Here is a 19,068-nt window from a genome sequence, read left to right as displayed (position 1 = left end):
CGCCCATATTCGGGACCAAGGACCCGGTGGTTCGTGCCGCTACTGAGGGGTACGAGCCACCGAGTCGCTTCAGGGCCCTCTCAATGTCACCTCAGAGGCTTCAGAGAGGTAGGGTCGGAAGCGGTCGGGGACATCCCATACAACTCGCCGGCGTGCAAAACCGGCGTACCAACGAGGAGATCGGTTTCGTGACGATCCGCGTAGGCATCAACGGCTTTGGCCGCATCGGTCGCAACTACTTCCGCGCGCTGCTGGAGCAGGGTGCGGACATCGAAGTCGTGGCTGTCAACGACCTGGGTGACACCGCGACCACCGCGCACCTGCTCAAGTACGACACCATCCTGGGCCGCCTCAAGGCCGAGGTGTCGCACACCGAGGACACCATCACCGTCGACGGCCACACCATCAAGGTGCTGTCCGAGCGCAACCCCGCCGACATCCCGTGGGGCGAACTCGGCGTCGACATCGTGATCGAGTCCACTGGCATCTTCACGAAGAAGGCCGACGCCGAGAAGCACATCGCCGGCGGCGCCAAGAAGGTCCTCATCTCGGCTCCGGCCAAGGACGAGGACATCACCATCGTGATGGGTGTCAACCAGGACAAGTACGACCCGGCGAACCACCACGTCATCTCCAACGCCTCCTGCACCACCAACTGTGTGGCGCCGATGGCCAAGGTCCTCGACGAGAACTTCGGCGTCGTCAAGGGTCTGATGACCACGATCCACGCGTACACCAACGACCAGCGGATCCTGGACTTCCCGCACAAGGACCTGCGCCGCGCCCGCGCCGCCGCCGAGAACATCATTCCGACCACGACGGGTGCCGCCAAGGCCACCGCCCTGGTCCTGCCGCAGCTCAAGGGCAAGCTCGACGGCGTCTCGATGCGCGTCCCGGTCCCGACCGGTTCGGCCACCGACCTGGTCGTGGAGCTCCAGCGCGAGGTCACCAAGGACGAGGTCAACGCCGCGTTCAAGAAGGCCTCCGAGGACGGCGACCTCAAGGGCATCCTGTACTACACCGAGGACCCGATCGTGTCCTCGGACATCGTCAGCGACCCGGCCTCCTGCACCTTCGACTCCCTGATGACCATGGTCCAGGAGGGTACGTCGGTGAAGATCCTCGGCTGGTACGACAACGAGTGGGGCTACTCCAACCGCCTGGTCGACCTCACGGTCTTCGTCGGCGGTCAGCTCTAATATCCAGAGCAGGCATCTCGATGTGAGCACAGGGCCTGTCCCGCGCAACGCCGCGCCGGACGGGCCCTGTCGCGCGTCAGCCCAGCCCTCCCAAGGAGTCCAAGCAGTGAAGACGATCGACGCACTTCTCGCCGAAGGGGTCAACGGCAAGCGGGTGTTCGTCCGCGCCGACCTCAACGTGCCGCTCGCCGACGGCACCATCACCGACGACGGCCGCATCCGCGCCGTCCTGCCGACGGTCAAGGCCCTCGCCGAAGCGGGCGCCAAGGTCGTCGTGGCCTCGCACCTGGGCCGCCCCAAGGGTGCCCCGGACCCGGCCTTCTCGCTGCTTCCCGCCGCCGAGCGGCTCGGGGAGCTCCTCGGCGCGCCCGTCGCGTTCGCGCAGGACACCGTGGGCCCCGCCGCGCACGACGCGGTGGACGGCCTGGAACCCGGCCAGGTCGCCGTCATCGAGAACCTCCGCTTCAACGCGGGCGAGACGAGCAAGGACGACGCCGAGCGCGCCGAGTTCGCCGAGCGGCTCGCGGCCCTCGCGGACGTGTACGTGGGTGACGGCTTCGGCGCCGTGCACCGCAAGCACGCCTCCGTGTACGACCTCCCGGCCAAGCTGCCGCACTACGCCGGCTACCTCATCGCCACCGAGGTCGGCGTCCTGAAGAAGCTCACCGACGACGTCAAGCGGCCCTACGCCGTGGTCCTCGGCGGCGCCAAGGTCTCCGACAAGCTCGGCGTGATCGACCACCTCCTGGAGAAGGCCGACCGCATCCTCATCGGCGGCGGCATGGCCTACACCTTCCTCAAGGCCCAGGGCCACGAGGTCGGCATCTCCCTCCTCCAGGAGGACCAGATCCCGGCGGTGAAGGAGTACATGGAGCGGGCCGAGGCGAAGGGCGTCGAGTTCGTCCTCCCCGTCGACGTGCTGGTCTCGCCGGACTTCCCGGACCTGAAGACCAAGGCCCCGGCCAACCCGACCACGGTCGCCGCGGACGCCATCCCGGCCGACCAGGAGGGTCTCGACATCGGCCCCGAGACCCGTAAGCTCTACGCCTCGAAGCTCGCCGACGCGGCCACCGTCTTCTGGAACGGTCCGATGGGCGTCTTCGAGCACCCCGACTACGCCGAGGGCACCAAGGCGGTCGCCCAGGCGCTCCTCGACACCTCGGCCTTCACGGTCGTCGGCGGTGGCGACAGCGCCGCCGCTGTGCGGACCCTGGGCTTCGACGAGAACGCATTCGGCCACATTTCCACCGGTGGCGGCGCCTCCCTCGAGTACCTCGAGGGCAAGACGCTCCCCGGCCTCGCGGCACTGGAGAACTGACACCTGATGACTACGCGTACCCCGCTGATGGCGGGCAACTGGAAGATGAACCTCAACCACCTCGAGGCCATCGCCCACGTCCAGAAGCTCGCCTTCGCCCTGGCGGACAAGGACTACGAGGCCTGCGAGGTCGCCGTCCTGCCGCCCTTCACCGACCTGCGCTCCGTGCAGACCCTGGTCGACGGCGACAAGCTCAAGATCAAGTACGGCGCCCAGGACATCTCGGCGCAGGACTCCGGTGCCTACACCGGCGAGATCTCGGGCTCGATGCTGGCCAAGCTGAAGTGCTCCTACGTCGCCGTGGGCCACTCCGAGCGCCGCCAGTACCACAACGAGACCGACCAGATCTGCAACGCCAAGGTGAAGGCCGCCTACAAGCACGGTCTGACCCCGATCCTCTGCGTCGGCGAGGGCCTGGAGATCCGCAAGGCGGGCCAGCAGGTCCAGTACACGCTGAACCAGGTCGACGGCGGCCTCAAGGACATCCCGGCCGAGCAGGCCGAGTCCATCGTGATCGCCTACGAGCCCGTCTGGGCGATCGGCACCGGCGAGGTCGCCACCCCCGAGGACGCGCAGGAGGTCTGCGGCGCGATCCGCGTCCGCCTCGCCGAGCTGTACTCCCAGGAGCTCGCCGACAAGGTGCGCATCCAGTACGGCGGCTCGGTGAAGTCCGGGAACGTCGCCGCGATCATGGCCCAGCCGGACGTCGACGGCGCCCTGGTGGGCGGCGCCGCGCTCGACTCGGAGGAGTTCGTCAAGATCGTCCGCTTCCGCGACCAGTGAGTATGCGGTAGCGGCATTACGTCGTACCCTTGCGGGGGCCGGGCGGCCTCGGTCACCGAGGCTCCGGCCCCCGTCGTCGATACAGAGTCGATTCAGATCCGAGGAAGTTGGTCCAGCCGTGGTTATGGGGTTCTCGATCGCCCTCATCGTCTTCAGCGCTCTGATGATGCTGCTGGTGCTGATGCACAAGGGCAAGGGCGGCGGTCTCTCCGACATGTTCGGTGGCGGCATGCAGTCGTCCGTCGGTGGCTCCTCCGTCGCCGAGCGCAACCTCGACCGCATCACGGTCGTGGTCGGTCTGCTGTGGTTCGCGTGCATTGTGGCGCTGGGCCTGCTGATGAAGGCGAACAACTAGCGCCAGGCACTGCTCGCTTGTCCGGTGCGAGTCCGCGTGTGCGGCTTATCATGGGGCTTGCGTCCGGGGGTGGGGTGTAACTCCGCACACTGGACGCGCGTTGGGCCTTACGTAAACTGAGGCGCCCGCAGCAGCACCATCACGCAGGGAGTTACGACCGTGGCAAGTGGCAACGCGATCCGAGGAAGTCGGGTCGGGGCGGGGCCGATGGGCGAGGCCGAGCGCGGTGAGTCCGCGCCGCGACTGCGCATCTCCTTCTGGTGCTCCAACGGGCACGAGACGCAGCCGAGCTTCGCCAGCGACGCGCAGGTCCCCGATACGTGGGACTGTCCCCGCTGCGGCTTCCCTGCCGGACAGGACCGGGACAACCCCCCGGACCCGCCGCGCACCGAGCCGTACAAGACGCACCTGGCGTACGTACGTGAGCGGCGCAGCGACGCGGACGGCGAGGCGATCCTCGCGGAGGCGCTCGCCAAACTGCGGGGCGAGATCTGAGACTTGGCGATCGGCCGGGCACCGGAAAGGTGTCCGGCCGGTTTCTTGTTTCGGTACGTGTGCGGACAGACGGCTCCAGATATCTCATACCGCCCGCTGATCCATTAGGTTGGACAGTGCAGCGGGGCAAGGTACGTACGCAGGTACGAAAGAAGGCTGAAGTCCGAGATGAACGCAGAAAGCCGCGCCAGGCTCAATCAGACGCCCGAGTGGACGGCGCTCGCCCGTCACCGCGAGAAGCTCGGGGAGGTGCAGCTGCGCGAGCTGTTCGCCGCGGATCCCACGCGCGGCACGGCGTACACCCTCCAGGTCGGTGACCTGCACATCGACTACTCCAAGCACCTCGTCACCGATGAGACGCTGACGCTGCTGCGCGAGCTGGCCGCCGCCACCGACGTCTTCGGGCTGCGCGACGCCATGTTCCGCGGCGAGAAGATCAACACCACCGAGGACCGCGCGGTCCTGCACACCGCGCTGCGCGCCCCGCGGGACGCCGTCATCGAGGTCGACGGCGAGAATGTCGTGCCGGCGGTGCATGCCGTCCTCGACAAGATGAGCGCCTTCTCGGAGAAGGTCCGCTCCGGCGAGTGGACCGGGCACACCGGCAAGCGCATCAAGAACGTCGTCAACATCGGCATCGGCGGCTCCGACCTCGGCCCCGCCATGGCGTACGAGGCGCTGCGGGCCTTCACCGACCGCGACCTCACGGTCCGCTTCGTGTCGAACGTGGACGGCGCGGACCTGCATGAGGCCGTGCGGGACCTGGACGCCGCCGAGACGCTGTTCATCATCGCCTCGAAGACGTTCACCACCATCGAGACGATCACGAACGCCACGTCGGCGCGCGACTGGCTGCTGACCGAGCTGAAGGCGGGTCAGGACGCGGTCGCCAAGCACTTCGTGGCCCTGTCGACGAACGCCGAGAAGGTCTCGGAGTTCGGCATCGACACCGCCAACATGTTCGAGTTCTGGGACTGGGTCGGCGGCCGCTACTCCTACGACTCGGCGATCGGTCTCTCCCTGATGATCGCCATCGGGCCCGACCGCTTCCGCGAGATGCTCGACGGCTTCCACCTCGTCGACGAGCACTTCCGCACCGCGCCCGCCGAGTCCAACGTGCCCTTGCTGCTGGGCCTGTTGGGCATCTGGTACGGCAACTTCCACGACGCGCAGTCGCACGCGGTCCTGCCGTACTCGCACTACCTCTCCAAGTTCACCGCCTACCTCCAGCAGCTGGACATGGAGTCCAACGGCAAGTACGTCGACCGGGCAGGCCAGGAGGTCGACTGGCAGACCGGCCCGGTGGTGTGGGGCACGCCCGGCACCAACGGCCAGCACGCCTACTACCAACTCATCCACCAGGGCACGAAGTTGATCCCGGCGGACTTCATCGGCTTCGCCCGGCCGGTCGCCGATCTGCTGCCCGGCCTGATCGCCCAGCACGACCTGCTGATGGCCAACTTCTTCGCGCAGACGCAGGCGTTGGCGTTCGGCAAGACGCCCGACGAGGTGCGCGCCGAGGGCGTCGCCGAAGAGCTCATCCCGCACAAGACGTTCAAGGGCAACCACCCGACGACGACGATCCTCGCCAAGGAGCTGACCCCCTCCGTCCTCGGCCAGCTCATCGCGCTCTACGAACACAAGGTGTTCGTCCAGGGCGCCGTGTGGAACATCGACTCCTTCGACCAGTGGGGCGTCGAGCTCGGCAAGGTCCTCGCCAAGCGCGTCGAGCCCGCCCTCACCGAGGGCGCCGAGGTGCCCGACCTGGACGGATCGACGACGGCTCTCGTCGCCAAGTACCGGGATCTGCGCGGCCGTTGAGCCGCACGGGGCGTTAATCGGATGCGTTCCCAAGGCCCGGCGGGTGACACTGCTTCGGCTCTGTCACCCGCCGGGAGGGACCCCGTCATGGACCAGCTGCTCGCCGCGCTCGCCGACCCCGAGAGACTGCGGCTGTACGCGCGCATCGTCCTCGACGACCTGCCGCCGCGCGAGGCCGACTCCGCCACCGCCCGCAAACACCTGGGCCGGCTGCTCGCCACCGGGCTCGTGGAGCGGCTGCCCGACGGATCGCTGCGGGCCGACCCGGCCGTCTTCCGGCGGGCGCCGGGCGCCCTCGACGCCCATCCCACCGTGCCGCGCCGCCTCACCGGCTTCTTCGCGCACGGCCGCCTCACGGCCATCCCCGTACGCCCCGTCGTACGCCACGAACTCCTCGTCCACCTCACGGACACCCTCTTCGACGCCGACCGCACCTACAGCGAGCGCGAGGTCAACGACGCGTTCCGCACCGTGCACGACGACACCTCGGCGCTGCGCAGGTACTGCGTCTCCGACGGCCTGCTGGTGCGCGAACGGGACGGCAGCAGCTACCGCCGCGTCCACGCCCACGCCTAAGGGCCCCGCACCGAACGGTGCGGGGCCCTCATACGTACGACAGGCCGGGGCGGCTAGGCCACAGCCGGCGGATACAGCTCCGGAGGGAGCTGCGAGGCCGCCGCCGCGTCCAGCAGCCACAGCGTGCGCGAGCGGCCTCGGGCGCCGGCCGCGGGGGCCTGCACCTCGCCCGCTCCGGACAGGGCGATGGCCGCGGCCCCCGCCTTGTCCTCGCCCGCGGCGAGCAGCCACACCTCGCGCGCCGCCCTGATCGCCGGGAGCGTCAGGGAGATGCGGGTCGGCGGGGGCTTCGGCGCGCCGTGCACGCCGACCACCGAGCGCTCCGTCTCGCGCACCGCCGGGTGCTCCGGGAAGAGCGAGGCGACATGCGTGTCCGGGCCGACGCCGAGCATCAGGACGTCGAAGGCCGGCACCTGGCCGTGGTCCTCCGGGCGCGCGGCGGCGGCGAGTTCGGCGGCGTAGACCTCGGCGGCGGCGTCCACCTCGTAGGGGCCGTCCGAGGCGGGCATCGGGTGCACCCGCGCCGGGTTGACCGGCACCGAGTCGAGCAGCGCCGCGCGGGCCTGGGTGTAGTTGCGCTCCGCGTCGCCGTCCGGCAGGAAGCGCTCGTCGCCCCACCACAGGTCGAGGCGCGACCAGTCGACGGCGTCCCGGGCCGGGGAGGCGGCGAGCGCCGCCAGCAGGCCGTTGCCGTTGCGGCCGCCGGTGAGGACCACCGACGCGTAGCCCTTCGCGGACTGCGCGTCGACGATCTTCGTGATGAGACGGGCCGCCGCGGCCCGTGCCATCAGCTCCTTGTCGCGGTGGACGACGAGCTGCGGGGCCCCGGTCACTTGGCCGCCGCCTTCTTCGTGGCGGCCTTCTTCGCCGGGGCCTTCTTCGGCTCGGGGGCGGCAGGGGAGCCACCGGGCTCCCTGGCGGCCTCGGCCGTCTCCGTCACCGGCTCCGACGGCGTCTCCGCCAGCCGGTCCACGCCGTACTTGAGCGCGGAGGCGTAGGTGTCGTCCGGGTCGAGGCGCCGCAGCTCCTCGGCGATCAGCTCGGCCGTCTCGCGGCGCTTGAGCGCCACCGCGCGGTTGGGCTGGCCCTCGATGTGCAGCGTGGCGAGCGAGCCGTCGGCACGGTCGAGCACGATGGGGCCGCAGTCGGTCTCCATGCGTACGCCGGTCAGGCCGGGGCCCGGCGAGATCGCCCGCCGCACCGGTACGTCGAGCCGGTCCGCGAGCCACATGGCGAGCAGCTCACAGCTCGGGTTGAACTCCTCGCCGTCGACCTGCACCGACTTCACCTTGCAGGTGATCTGGTCCAGCGCCGCGGCGAGCATGGAGCGCCACGGGGTGATGCGGGTCCAGGCCAGGTCCGTGCTACCGGGGTGGTAGGACTCGGCGCGGGCGGTCAGCTCCCGGATCGGATCCTCCGCCGTGTACGAGTCCGTGACGCGGCGCTGCGCCAGGGCGCCGAGCGGGTCGTTGGCGGCGTCGGCCGGTGCGTTCACCGGCCACCAGACGACCACCGGGGCGTCGGGCAGCAGCAGCGGAAGCACGACCGACTGGGCGTGGTCGATGACCTCGCCGTACAGCCGCAGGACCACCGTCTCGCCGGTACCCGCCTCCACGCCGACCCGCACCTCGGCGTCGAGCCGCGAGGTGGTGCGGTCACGGGGCGAGCGCGCGGCCCGCTTGATGACCACGAGGGTGCGCGAGGGGTGCTCGCGGGACGCTTCGTTGGCGGCCCTCAGGGAGTCGTAGGCGTTCTCCTCGTCGGTGACGATGACGAGGGTCAGGACCATGCCGACGGCCGGGGTGCCGATCGCCCTGCGGCCCTGCACGAGCGCCTTGTTGATCTTGCTGGACGTGGTGTCCGTAAGGTCGATCTTCATGGCCGACGCCAGCTCCGTCCGTCTCGTGCGAGCATTTCGTCCGCCTCGGTCGGGCCCCAGGTGCCTGCCGGGTACTGCGCGGGCTTGCCGTGCTTGTCCCAGTACTCCTCGATCGGGTCGAGGATGTTCCAGGACAGCTCGACCTCCTCCGTGCGTGGGAAGAGGTTGGCGTCGCCGAGCAGGACGTCCAGGATCAGGCGCTCGTACGCCTCGGGGCTGGACTCGGTGAAGGACTCGCCGTACGCGAAGTCCATCGAGACGTCCCGGATCTCCATGGAGGTGCCGGGGACCTTCGAGCCGAACCGGACCGTGATGCCCTCGTCGGGCTGGACGCGGATGACGATCGCGTTCTGCCCGAGCTCCTCGGTCGCCGTGTGGTCGAACGGGGAGTGCGGCGCGCGCTGGAAGACGACCGCGATCTCCGTGACGCGGCGGCCCAGACGCTTGCCGGTGCGCAGGTAGAAGGGGACGCCCGCCCAGCGGCGGTTGTCGACCCCGAGCTTGATCGCCGCGTAGGTGTCGGTCTTCGACTTGGGGTCGATGCCCTCTTCCTGGAGGTAGCCGACGGCCTTCTCGCCGCCCTGCCACCCCGCGGCGTACTGCCCGCGGACCGTGCTGGCGCCGAGGTCCTTCGGCAGTCGGACGGCGCCGAGCACCTTCGCCTTCTCGGCGACCAGCGCGTTCGCGTCGAAGGAGGCGGGCTCCTCCATCGCGGTCAGCGCCATCAGCTGGAGCAGGTGGTTCTGGATGACGTCGCGGGCGGCGCCGATGCCGTCGTAGTAGCCGGCGCGGCCGCCGATGCCGATGTCCTCGGCCATCGTGATCTGGACGTGGTCCACGTACGACCGGTTCCAGATCGGCTCGAACATCTGGTTGGCGAAGCGCAGCGCCAGGATGTTCTGGACGGTCTCCTTGCCGAGGTAGTGGTCGATCCGGAACACCTGGTCCGGGGCGAACACCTCGTGCACGATCGCGTTCAGCTCGCGGGCCGATGCCAGGTCGTGGCCGAACGGCTTCTCGATGACCGCGCGGCGCCAGGCACCCTCGGGGGCATCGGCGAGGTCGTGCTTCTTGAGCTGCTGGACGACCTGCGGGAAGAACTTCGGGGGCACCGAGAGGTAGAAGGCGAAGTTGCCGCCGGTGCCCTGCGCCTTGTCCAGCTCCTGGATGGTGGCCTTGAGCTGCTCGAAGGCCTCGTCGTCGTCGAAGTTGCCCTGGACGAAGCGCATGCCCTGGATGAGCTGCTGCCAGACCTCCTCGCGGAACGGCGTACGCGCGTGCTCCTTGACCGCGTCATGGACGACCTGGGCGAAGTCCTCGTCCTCCCAGTCGCGGCGGGCGAAGCCGATGAGGGCAAAACCCGGCGGCAGGAGGCCTCGGTTGGCGAGGTCGTAGACGGCGGGCATCAACTTTTTACGGGACAAATCGCCCGTGACGCCAAAAATGACCAGGCCCGACGGCCCCGCGATACGCGGGAGCCGTCGGTCTGCGGCGTCACGCAGCGGATTGCTGCTTGACAAAGTGGTCAGCCCTTCGCAGGAGCGAGGCGCTTGAGCTCGGCCTCGGTCGACTTGAGCAGGTCGGTCCAGGAGGCCTCGAACTTCTCGACGCCCTCGTCTTCAAGGAGCTGCACGACGTCGTCGTACGCGATGCCGAGCTTCTCCACGGCGGCGATCTCGGCGCGCGCGTCGTCGTACGTGCCCGCGATGGTGTTGCCGGTGATCTGACCGTGGTCGGCGGTCGCCTCCAGGGTCGCCTCGGGCATCGTGTTCACCGTGTTGGGCGCGACGAGCTCGTCGACGTACAGGGTGTCCTTGTACGCCGGGTCCTTGACGCCGGTCGAGGCCCACAGCGGACGCTGCTTGTTGGCCTGCGCCTTGTCGAGGGCGGCCCAGCGGTCCGAGGAGAAGACCTCCTCGTACGCCTCGTAGGCCAGGCGGGCGTTGGCGAGGGCGGCCTTGCCCTTGAGGGCCTTGGCCTCGTCCGTGCCGATGCCGTCCAGGCGCTTGTCGATCTCGGTGTCCACGCGGGACACGAAGAAGGACGCCACCGAGTGGATCTTCGACAGGTCCAGGCCGCGCTCCTTGGCCTTCTCCAGGCCCGCGAGGTAGGCGTCCATGACCATGCGGTAGCGCTCGAGGGAGAAGATCAGCGTGACGTTGACGCTGATGCCGAGGCCGATGACCTCGGTGATCGCCGGGATGCCCGCCTGGGTGGCGGGGATCTTGATGAGCGCGTTCGGCCGGTCCACCAGCCACGCGAGCTGCTTGGCCTCGGCGACCGTGGCCTTGGTGTTGTGCGCGAGGCGCGGGTCGACCTCGATCGACACGCGGCCGTCCTGGCCGTCCGTCGCGTCGAAGACCGGGCGCAGGATGTCGGCGGCGTCACGGACGTCCGCCGTCGTGATCATGCGGATGGCCTCTTCGACCGTGACCTCACGGGCCGCCAGGTCGGAGAGCTGCTGGTCGTAACCGTCGCCCTGCGAGATGGCCTTCTGGAAGATCGACGGGTTGGTCGTGACGCCCACGACGTGCTGCTGGTCGATCAGCTCGGCGAGGTTGCCGGACGTGATCCGCTTGCGCGACAGGTCGTCCAGCCAGATCGCGACGCCTTCTTCGGAGAGGCGCTTGAGTGCGTCTGTCATGGAATTACATCTCCTACTTGGTCGTATATGGGCGTCAGCGCTGAGCGGCGGCGATCGATTCCCGCGCCGCCTGGGCCACCGCGTCGGCGGTGAACCCGAACTCGCGGAAGAGGACCTTGCCGTCGGCCGAGGCACCGAAGTGCTCCAGCGAGACGATGCGTCCGGCGTCGCCCACGTAGCGGTACCAGGTCAGGCCGATGCCCGCCTCGACCGCCACGCGCGCCTTCACGGACGGCGGCAGCACGCTCTCGCGGTACCCCTGGTCCTGCTCCTCGAACCACTCGACCGACGGCATCGAGACGACGCGCGTCGGAACGCCGGCGGCCTGGAGCTGCTCGCGCGCCTCGACGGCGAGCTGCACCTCGGAGCCGGTGCCGATGAGGATGACCTCCGGAGTGCCGCCCTCGGCCTCGAACAGGACGTAACCGCCCTTGGCCGCGTCCTCGTTGCGGTCGTACGTCGGTACGCCCTGGCGGGTCAGCGCGAGGCCGTGCGGGGCGCCCTTGCCGAACTCCTTGGTGAACCGCTTGAGGATCTCGCGCCAGGCGATGGCGGTTTCGTTCGCGTCGGCCGGGCGTACGACGTTCAGGCCCGGGATGGCGCGCAGCGACGCCAGGTGCTCGACCGGCTGGTGCGTCGGGCCGTCCTCGCCGAGACCCACCGAGTCGTGCGTCCACACGTACGTCACCGGCAGGTGCATCAGCGCGGACAGACGGACGGCGTTGCGCATGTAGTCGGAGAACACCAGGAAGGTGCCGCCGTAGATGCGGGTGTTGCCGTGCAGCGCGATGCCGTTCATCTCCGCGGCCATGGAGTGCTCGCGGATGCCGAAGTGGATCGTGCGGCCGTACGGGTCGGCCTCCGGCAGCGGGTTGTCCGCCGGGAGGAACGACGACGTCTTGTCGATCGTCGTGTTGTTCGAGCCCGCGAGGTCGGCGGAGCCGCCCCACAGCTCGGGGATGACCGCGCCGAGCGCCTGGAGGACCTTGCCGGACGCGGCGCGCGTGGCGACGCCCTTGCCGGTCTCGAAGACGGGGAGGTGCTCCTCCCAGCCCTCGGGCAGCTCGCCCGCGGCGACCCGCTCGAAGGTGGCGGCGTGCTCGGGGTTCGCGGTGCGCCAGGCGGCGAAGCCCTTCTCCCACTCGGCCTTGGCCTCGCGGCCGCGGTCGAGGGCCTTGCGGGTGTGCGTGATGACCTCGTCGGAGACCTCGAAGGTCTGCTCCGGGTCGAAGCCGAGGACCCGCTTGGTGGCGGCCACTTCCTCCTCGCCGAGCGCCGAGCCGTGGGCGGCCTCGGTGTTCTGCGCGTTCGGGGCGGGCCAGGCGATGATCGAGCGCATCGCGATGAAGGAGGGACGCTCGGTCTCGGCCTTGGCGGCCTGGATCGCGGCGTACAGGGCGGCCGGGTCGAGGTCGCCGTTCTCCTTGGGCTCCACGCGCTGGACGTGCCAGCCGTAGGCCTCGTACCGCTTGAGGGTGTCCTCGGAGATCGCGGTGGCGGTGTCGCCCTCGATCGAGATGTGGTTGTCGTCCCACAGCATCACGAGGTTGCCGAGCTTCTGGTGCCCGGCCATCGAGGACGCCTCCGCGGAGATGCCCTCCTCCAGGCAGCCGTCACCGGCGATGACGTAGATGTGGTGGTCGAACGGCGACTCGCCCGCGGGGGTCGCCGGGTCGAACAGACCGCGCTCGTAGCGGGCGGCCATCGCCATGCCCACGGCGTTGGCGACGCCCTGGCCCAGCGGGCCCGTCGTCGTCTCCACGCCGGTCGTGTGCCCGTACTCCGGGTGACCCGGGGTCTTCGAGCCCCAGGTGCGGAAGGCCTTCAGGTCATCCAGCTCCAGGCCGAAGCCGGCCAGGTAGAGCTGAATGTAGAGGGTCAGGGACGAATGGCCCGCGGAAAGGACGAACCGGTCGCGACCGGTCCACTCCGCGTCCGCCGGGTCATGGCGCATCACCTTCTGGAAAAGGGTGTACGCGGCGGGCGCGAGGCTCATGGCCGTACCGGGATGGCCGTTGCCGACCTTCTGTACGGAATCCATGGCCAGGACGCGAGCGGTGTCAACGGCTCGCTGGTCCAGTTCGGTCCACTCGAGGTCTGTGGTGGTCGGCTTGGTGCTCACCCTGAGTCAGGGCTCCTCTCCACATGTCGAATGCCGGCGATGTGAATCTCACCGGCCGTTGTCGAGCCTACCGCTGCCAGAACGTGCATTTTTTCGAGCCATTCCAGACTGCCGGGACAAGCGGGGATCCGCCTCCTGAAAGGAATGCACGGCGATTCGCCATGTGAATAACGAAGCGCTCATATGTCCGCTCAATGGTCGTTCGGTATCGCTCATGTGTCCGCTCAAAGGACGCTCCACGCCGCTCACGCGACCGGCCGCCCGACCCTCGGTACCCCGCCTCCGGACGCCCAACACGAACCCACCCCCGCGAAGGGCGAGGTATGGGCAACGTCTACAGTGGCGTGGTACGCGCGAGCCTTTACCGGATCTTCATGTCAGAAGGTGCCGGTCGGCTCGCTGGGATGTCTCTGTCAGGGGTGTGCGTGACGGCCGTTGAATCCCGTCCAGCGGGGGTTTCCGGGACGGACCTTAGCCCGAGCCATCGGCCGTTCGGGGCCCGTGTCAAGGCGTTCGTGGCGCTGACCAAGCCGCGGATCATCGAACTCCTCCTCATCACCACCGTTCCGGTGATGTTCCTCGCCGAACAGGGCGTGCCGGACCTCTGGCTGGTCTTCGTGACCTGCCTGGGCGGCTACCTCTCGGCGGGCGGCGCCAACGCGCTGAACATGTACATCGACCGCGACATCGACGCCCTCATGGACCGTACGTCGCAGCGGCCGCTGGTCACCGGAATGGTGAGCCCCCGCGAGTGCCTCGCCTTCGGCATCGGCCTCGCGGTCGTCTCCACGCTGCTCTTCGGCCTCGCCGTGAACTGGCTCTCCGCCTGGCTCGCGCTCGGCGCGCTGCTCTTCTACGTGGTCGTCTACACGATGATCCTCAAGCGGCGCACCTCGCAGAACATCGTCTGGGGCGGCATCGCGGGCTGCATGCCGGTCCTCATCGGCTGGTCCTCGGTCACGAACTCCCTGTCGTGGGCGCCGGTCATCCTCTTCCTCGTCATGTTCTTCTGGACGCCGCCGCACTACTGGCCGCTCTCCATGAAGGTCAAGGACGACTACGCGCGCGTGGGCGTGCCGATGCTGCCGGTCATCGCCTCGAACAAGGTCGTCGCCCGGCAGATCGTCCTCTACAGCTGGGTCATGGTCGCCGTCTCGCTGCTCCTCCAGCCGCTCGGCTACACCGGCTGGTTCTACACGGCGGTGGCGCTGGTGACCGGCGGCTGGTGGCTGTGGGAGGCGCACGGCCTCCAGAACCGCGCCAAGGCGGAGGTCACGGGCGGCCAGCTCAAGGAGATGCGGCTCTTCCACTGGTCCATCACGTACGTGTCGCTGCTCTTCGTCGCGGTGGCGGTGGACCCCTTCCTGCGGTAGCGCCGCGCCCCTGATGGGGCGCTCGGCCGTGGCCGATGCCACGTCGTCCGGCTGTCGCCAAGTGATCTACCCGTCGGTAGCATCCTGTCCATGGCAGACACGCAGCAGGTGGACGAGAGCAAGCAGGCCGCTCGTGCGGAGCGGAAGGCGGCCAGGCTCGCCAAGGAGATCGGCGCCTTCGCCCGCGAGCACGGCGGGGCCGAGGGGCAGATCGCGTACCTCGGCCAGAAGGGCGCGCGCATCGTCCTCGTCGGCGAGGACGGCGGCTGGGGCGACCTGGTGGCGCCCACCCACGCCGTCGCGCTCAGCGCCGTCGAGAAGTCCGGGATCACCGTCCACGAGGACTTCGACGGGGACTTCGCCGCGAAGGTGCGGACCGGGCCATACGAGTGGACCCGCATGGCCGGCATCCAGCTCGGCGGACCGAAGAACGCCTGAGTCGCGCTGCCGGACGCCTGAACCGTGCTGTTGTTCGACCCGCCGAGACCGGCCGAAAGCAACACCTGACACGCGGGTCACCCGTTAGGACCGTAGGAGCAAGGTCCATTCAGCGGGAGTCCGCATGATCGAAACGCCGTACCTGGTGGACCAGTACTGCCATGGCGTCCTCCGTACGGAGCTGGGCCTCGGCACCATCGAGGCCCACCTCGGCCGGGGCGAGGGACCGCCCGCCCCCGGCACCACCTTCTTCGACACCCAGACCGGCTTCGCGGTGCGCCGCTGGTGCCCGCCGCTGCTGGGCCTCGAACCGCACTGCCCGCCGGCCCGCTACCTCGCCCGGCGCCGCGATCTCGGCGTCTTGGAGTCGGGGCGGCGGCTGCTGCGGGGCAGCGGCATCACGACGTACCTCGTCGACACGGGGCTGCCGGGGGATCTGACCGGGCCCGGTGAGATGGCGTCCACCGGCGACGCGGAGGCCCGCGAGATCGTGCGCCTGGAGCTCCTCGCCGAGCAGGTCGCCGACACCTCCGGGACCGCCGACTCCTTCCTCGCCAACCTCGCCGAGTCCGTGCACGGCGCGGCCGCGCACGCCGTCGCCTTCACCTCGGTCGCGGGGGTGCGCCATCCGCTCGCCCTCGCGGCGCGGCCGCCGGGGCCGGGGGAGGTGCGGGGCGCGGTGGGGCGCTGGCTCGCGGGGCGGCAGGTGGGCGGGGAGCTCGCAGACCCCGTGCTGCTGCGGCATCTGCTGTGGATCGCGGTCGCCTCCGGCCGGCCGCTCCAGCTGCACGCGGGCGCCGGTGACCCCCAGGCGCACTTCGGGGACTTCGCCCGCGCCACCGCGGGCCTCGGCACCGATCTGGTGCTCCTGCACGGCTATCCGTACCACCGCGGCGCCGCCCACCTCACGGCCGTCTTCCCACATGTGTACACCGACCTGGGGCCCGCGCTGGTACGCACCGGGGCGCGGGCGGCGGCCGTGCTCGCGGAGATCCTCGAACTCGCGCCCTTCGGCAAGGTGCTGTTCTCCAGCGGCGCGCACGGGCTGCCCGAGCTGCATGTCGTGGGGGCCCGGCTGTTCCGCGAGGCGCTCGGGCGCGTCCTCGGCGGCTGGGTCGCCGAGGGGGCCTGGTCGCTCACCGACGCGCAGCGCGTGGCGGGCCTGATCGCGGCGGGCAACGCCTGCCGCGTATACGGCCTCTAGAGGCCTCTAGACCGCCGAGAGCCGCGAGTCGTCCGCCGGCGCGGGCACCCCGGCCGTGGGCAGCGGCCGCTCCCGCAGGGACAGCAGCACGCGCAGCACGGCGATCCACACCAGGCACGAGCCGAACATGTGCAGGCCGACCAGGATCTCCGGCAGGTCCGTGAAGTACTGGACGTAGCCGATGGCGCCCTGCGCGAGGAGGATCAGGAACAGGTCGCGGGTGCGGGCCAGCGGGCCGCGTGGCGCGTCCACCGCCTTGAGGACGAACCACAGGGCGAAGGTCAGCGTCACCACGATCCAGGCGAGCACCGCGTGCAGCTTGGTGACGCCCTCCCAGTCCAGACCGACCGGGGCGAGGTTCATCCGCGGCACGTCGCTGGAGTCGCCCGCGTGCGGCCCGGCACCGGTCACGACCGTGCCGACCGCGATCAGCAGCACCGAGGCCGCCACCAGGAACCAGACCAGCTGCGCCACGGCCTTGCCGACCAGCGGGCGCGGCTCGGTGTCGCCCTCGCGGGAGCGCTGCCACATGGTGGCGGCGACCGCGATCAGGGCCGAGGAGAGCAGGAAGTGCGCGGCGACCGTGTAGGGGTTCAGACCGACGAGTACGACGATGCCGCCGAGCACGGCGTTGCCCATGACGAGCCAGAACTGCGTCCAGCCGAGCCGGGTGAGGCTGCGCCGCATCGGCTTCTGCGCGCGCGCCGCGATGATCGCCCAGCCGACGGCCGCGCACAGCACGTACGTCAGGACGCGGTTGCCGAACTCGATGTAGCCGTGGAAGCCCATCTCGCTCGTCGCGGTGAGGGAGTCCTCCGTGCACTTGGGCCAGGTCGGGCAGCCGAGCCCCGAACCGGTCAGCCGGACGGCTCCGCCCGTCACCACGATGACCACCGTCATGGCGAGGGAGATGAAGGCCGCCCGCTGGACGGTCCGCTGGGTGGGGGTCCAGCGCTCGGCGATGAAGGCGAGCGGGTTCCGCGCGGCTTGAGCGAGGTCGGCTCGGGTCACGTTTGGCACGCGACCCATCGTAGGGGGCCGCTTGTGCACGGCTTCACGAGGGGGACGTATCCGGCGCCCGGCTACTCCCAGCGGAAGAACTTCGCCGCCGCGCCGAGCCCGAGGACCGCCCACACCGCGAGGATCCCGAGCTCCGCCCACGGCATGCCCGCGCCGTGCTGGAGGACGTCGCGCAGCCCCTCCGAGAGCGCCGAGATCGGCAGCAGGCCGAGGGCCGACTGGACCGCCCCGGGGAACTTGTCGAGCGGCACGATCACGCCGCCGCCCACGAGGAGGAGCAGGAAGACGAGGTTCGCGGCCGCCAGCGTCGCCTCGGCCTTGAGCGTGCCGGCCATCAGCAGGCCGAGCCCGGAGAAGGCCGCCGTGCCGAGGAGCAGGAGGAGCAGGACGGAGACGGGGTCGCCGTGCGGCGACCAGCCGAGCGCGAACGCGATGGCCGTCAGCAGCGCGACCTGGAGGATCTCGGTGACCAGCACGGAGAGGGTCTTGGCCGCCATCAGCCCCCAGCGGGGCAGCGGAGAGGCGCCGAGCCGCTTGAGCACGCCGTAGCGCCGCTCGAAGCCGGTCGCGATGGCCTGGCCGGTGAAGGCCGTCGACATCACGGCGAGCGCGAGAATGCCGGGCGCGAGGAAGTCCACGGCCTCGCCCTTGCCCGTGTCGATGATGTCCACGGCGCTGAACAGCACGAGCAGCAGGGTCGGGATCACGACGGTGAGGAGCAGCTGCTCGCCGTTGCGCAGCAGCATCCTCGTCTCCAGGGCCGCCTGCGCGGCGATCATGCGGGGGAGCGGGGCGGCGCCCGGCTTCGGCGTGTACGTACCGGCGGCGCTCATCCGCGCAGCTCCTTACCCGTGAGCTCCAAGAAGACGTCTTCCAGAGTGTGGCGTTCGACCGAGATCCGGTCCGGCATCACCCCGTGCTGGGCGCACCAGGAGGTGACGGTGGCGAGCAGCTGCGGGTCTACCGTGCCGCTCACGCGATAGGCGCCGGGGGTCAGTTCGGCCGCGGCCGAGTCGGGGGGCAGCGCCTTGAGCAGCGAGCCGACGTCGAGGCCCGGGCGGCCGGTGAACCGCAGGGTGTTCTCGGCGCCGCCGCGGCACAGCTCGTCGGGGCTGCCCTGGGCGATGACCTTGCCCGCGTCGATGATCGCTACGTCGTCGGCGAGCTCCTCGGCCTCGTCCATGTGGTGCGTGGTGAGGATGACGGCGACCCCGTCGCGGCGCAGATCGCGGACGAGCTCCCAGGTGGCCCGGCGGGCCTGCGGGTCGAGGCCGGCGGTCGGCTCGTCCAGGAAGACCAGCTCGGGCCTGCCGACCACGGCCAGGGCGAGCGCGAGGCGCTGCTGCTGGCCGCCGGAGAGCCGCCGGTAGGTGGTGCGGCCGCAACTGCCGAGCCCGAGGCGCTCGATGAGGGCGTCCACGTCCAGCGGGTGCGCGTGCAGCTTGGCGACGTGGCGCAGCATCTCGTCCGCGCGGGCGCCGGAGTAGACGCCGCCGGACTGGAGCATCACCCCGATGCGGGGCCGCAGCGCATCGGCCTCGCGGACCGGGTCGAGACCAAGGACGCGGACCGTGCCGGAGTCCGGCTTGCGGTACCCCTCGCAGGTCTCGATCGTGGTGGTCTTGCCGGCGCCGTTGGGGCCGAGGACGGCGGTGATGCCCGCCCCGGCCGTCAGGTCGAGGCCGTCGACCGCGGTCTTGGTTCCGTACCGCTTGACCAGACCCTGGAGCTGGACGACGGGCTCGTTTCGCATGGTGGGCAAGTCTAGGGACATGGCGCGGGCGCCGGGTCGGCGGGGCGCGGTCGGTTCCCCGGCAGCCGGTGGTCCCCGGTGATCGTTT

General features: G+C 70.0%; 18 protein-coding genes. 10 read left to right on the top strand and 8 right to left on the bottom strand.

Going from position 1 to position 19,068, the window contains the following annotated elements:
- The first annotated feature begins 188 nt into the window (after nt 1–188).
- From gap to ACF062_RS00800, 7 genes are all read left to right on the top strand, one after another.
- The gene (gene gap / locus ACF062_RS00830; RefSeq protein ID WP_392133952.1) at nt 189–1,199 is read left to right on the top strand and encodes a type I glyceraldehyde-3-phosphate dehydrogenase; all 1,011 of its coding nucleotides are present in this window, start codon (nt 189–191) and stop codon (nt 1,197–1,199) included.
- Between the two features lie 106 nt (nt 1,200–1,305).
- Nucleotides 1,306–2,517: a phosphoglycerate kinase gene (locus tag ACF062_RS00825; RefSeq protein WP_356577556.1), complete on the top strand. Its 1,212-nt coding sequence runs from the start codon at nt 1,306–1,308 to the stop codon at nt 2,515–2,517.
- Between the two features lie 6 nt (nt 2,518–2,523).
- Nucleotides 2,524–3,300, top strand: a complete 777-nt coding sequence (tpiA, locus tag ACF062_RS00820) for a triose-phosphate isomerase (protein ID WP_392133949.1) — start codon at nt 2,524–2,526, stop codon at nt 3,298–3,300.
- A 124-nt stretch (nt 3,301–3,424) separates the two neighbouring features.
- On the top strand, nt 3,425–3,655 hold the full coding sequence (gene secG / locus ACF062_RS00815; protein WP_030784160.1) for a preprotein translocase subunit SecG: 231 nt from the start codon (nt 3,425–3,427) through the stop codon (nt 3,653–3,655).
- Nucleotides 3,656–3,814: 159 nt separating this feature from the next.
- A complete protein-coding gene (locus tag ACF062_RS00810) occupies nt 3,815–4,150 on the top strand; it encodes an RNA polymerase-binding protein RbpA (RefSeq protein WP_003957010.1) in 336 nt (111 codons plus the stop codon).
- Between the two features lie 168 nt (nt 4,151–4,318).
- Entirely contained in the window at nt 4,319–5,971 is a 1,653-nt protein-coding gene (gene pgi / locus ACF062_RS00805; RefSeq protein WP_392133947.1) for a glucose-6-phosphate isomerase, read from the top strand.
- Nucleotides 5,972–6,283: 312 nt separating this feature from the next.
- Complete coding sequence (locus ACF062_RS00800; protein WP_356577802.1) at nt 6,284–6,547, top strand: DUF2087 domain-containing protein; 264 nt, start codon at nt 6,284–6,286, stop codon at nt 6,545–6,547.
- A gap of 53 nt (nt 6,548–6,600) precedes the next feature.
- Here the strand turns inward: ACF062_RS00800 and pgl are convergent, their stop codons facing one another.
- From pgl to tkt, 5 genes are read right to left on the bottom strand one after another with little or no spacing between them, the layout of a single operon-like run.
- Nucleotides 6,601–7,380 carry a 6-phosphogluconolactonase gene (gene pgl / locus ACF062_RS00795; RefSeq protein WP_392133944.1) on the bottom strand — a complete coding sequence of 260 codons (780 nt, stop codon included), beginning with the start codon at nt 7,378–7,380 and terminating at the stop codon, nt 6,601–6,603.
- Nucleotides 7,377–8,426 carry a glucose-6-phosphate dehydrogenase assembly protein OpcA gene (gene opcA, locus ACF062_RS00790; protein ID WP_392133941.1) on the bottom strand — a complete coding sequence of 350 codons (1,050 nt, stop codon included), beginning with the start codon at nt 8,424–8,426 and terminating at the stop codon, nt 7,377–7,379. Before opcA ends, pgl begins: the two co-directional genes overlap by 4 nt.
- The gene (zwf, locus tag ACF062_RS00785; protein ID WP_223778969.1) at nt 8,423–9,955 is read right to left on the bottom strand and encodes a glucose-6-phosphate dehydrogenase; all 1,533 of its coding nucleotides are present in this window, start codon (nt 9,953–9,955) and stop codon (nt 8,423–8,425) included. Before zwf ends, opcA begins: the two co-directional genes overlap by 4 nt.
- A complete protein-coding gene (gene tal / locus ACF062_RS00780; protein WP_223773976.1) occupies nt 9,952–11,070 on the bottom strand; it encodes a transaldolase in 1,119 nt (372 codons plus the stop codon). Before tal ends, zwf begins: the two co-directional genes overlap by 4 nt.
- 34 nt (nt 11,071–11,104) lie before the next feature.
- Complete coding sequence (gene tkt, locus ACF062_RS00775; protein WP_320591300.1) at nt 11,105–13,192, bottom strand: transketolase; 2,088 nt, start codon at nt 13,190–13,192, stop codon at nt 11,105–11,107.
- A 419-nt stretch (nt 13,193–13,611) separates the two neighbouring features.
- Between tkt and ACF062_RS00770 the strand changes: the two genes are divergently transcribed.
- From ACF062_RS00770 to ACF062_RS00760, 3 genes are all read left to right on the top strand, one after another.
- Nucleotides 13,612–14,565, top strand: a complete 954-nt coding sequence (locus ACF062_RS00770; protein WP_356577805.1) for a heme o synthase — start codon at nt 13,612–13,614, stop codon at nt 14,563–14,565.
- 90 nt (nt 14,566–14,655) lie between these two features.
- Complete coding sequence (locus tag ACF062_RS00765; RefSeq protein ID WP_392133937.1) at nt 14,656–15,003, top strand: hypothetical protein; 348 nt, start codon at nt 14,656–14,658, stop codon at nt 15,001–15,003.
- A 124-nt stretch (nt 15,004–15,127) separates the two neighbouring features.
- The gene (locus tag ACF062_RS00760) at nt 15,128–16,207 is read left to right on the top strand and encodes an amidohydrolase (protein ID WP_392133934.1); all 1,080 of its coding nucleotides are present in this window, start codon (nt 15,128–15,130) and stop codon (nt 16,205–16,207) included.
- A 6-nt stretch (nt 16,208–16,213) separates the two neighbouring features.
- On the opposite strand, the gene ACF062_RS00755 is transcribed toward ACF062_RS00760, so the two are convergent.
- The 3 genes from ACF062_RS00755 to ACF062_RS00745 are packed head-to-tail and all read right to left on the bottom strand — an operon-like array spanning nt 16,214 to nt 18,980.
- The gene (locus ACF062_RS00755; protein WP_392133931.1) at nt 16,214–17,236 is read right to left on the bottom strand and encodes a heme A synthase; all 1,023 of its coding nucleotides are present in this window, start codon (nt 17,234–17,236) and stop codon (nt 16,214–16,216) included.
- A gap of 53 nt (nt 17,237–17,289) precedes the next feature.
- Nucleotides 17,290–18,060, bottom strand: a complete 771-nt coding sequence (locus ACF062_RS00750; RefSeq protein WP_392133929.1) for an ABC transporter permease — start codon at nt 18,058–18,060, stop codon at nt 17,290–17,292.
- Complete coding sequence (locus tag ACF062_RS00745; protein ID WP_392133926.1) at nt 18,057–18,980, bottom strand: ABC transporter ATP-binding protein; 924 nt, start codon at nt 18,978–18,980, stop codon at nt 18,057–18,059. Before ACF062_RS00745 ends, ACF062_RS00750 begins: the two co-directional genes overlap by 4 nt.
- Nucleotides 18,981–19,068 lie beyond the last annotated feature (88 nt).

Source organism: Streptomyces sp. NPDC015345, assembly GCF_043078805.1.
Lineage (GTDB): Bacteria > Actinomycetota > Actinomycetes > Streptomycetales > Streptomycetaceae > Streptomyces.
Note: the sequence above shows the minus strand (reverse complement) of the source record. Positions and strands in the feature narration are given on the sequence as shown.

Bases quoted from the DNA above. Each gene is read 5' to 3' on its own strand.
- tpiA (WP_392133949.1), top strand. From the start codon at position 2,524: ATGACTACGCGTACCCCGCTGATGGCGGGCAACTGGAAGATGAACCTC.
- secG (WP_030784160.1), top strand. From the start codon at position 3,425: ATGGGGTTCTCGATCGCCCTCATCGTCTTCAGCGCTCTGATGATGCTG.
- pgi (WP_392133947.1), top strand. From the start codon at position 4,319: ATGAACGCAGAAAGCCGCGCCAGGCTCAATCAGACGCCCGAGTGGACG.
- opcA (WP_392133941.1), bottom strand. From the start codon at position 8,426: ATGAAGATCGACCTTACGGACACCACGTCCAGCAAGATCAACAAGGCG.
- tal (WP_223773976.1), bottom strand. From the start codon at position 11,070: ATGACAGACGCACTCAAGCGCCTCTCCGAAGAAGGCGTCGCGATCTGG.
- ACF062_RS00765 (WP_392133937.1), top strand. From the start codon at position 14,656: ATGGCAGACACGCAGCAGGTGGACGAGAGCAAGCAGGCCGCTCGTGCG.
- ACF062_RS00760 (WP_392133934.1), top strand. From the start codon at position 15,128: ATGATCGAAACGCCGTACCTGGTGGACCAGTACTGCCATGGCGTCCTC.
- ACF062_RS00755 (WP_392133931.1), bottom strand. From the start codon at position 17,236: ATGGGTCGCGTGCCAAACGTGACCCGAGCCGACCTCGCTCAAGCCGCG.
- ACF062_RS00750 (WP_392133929.1), bottom strand. From the start codon at position 18,060: ATGAGCGCCGCCGGTACGTACACGCCGAAGCCGGGCGCCGCCCCGCTC.
- ACF062_RS00745 (WP_392133926.1), bottom strand. From the start codon at position 18,980: ATGCGAAACGAGCCCGTCGTCCAGCTCCAGGGTCTGGTCAAGCGGTAC.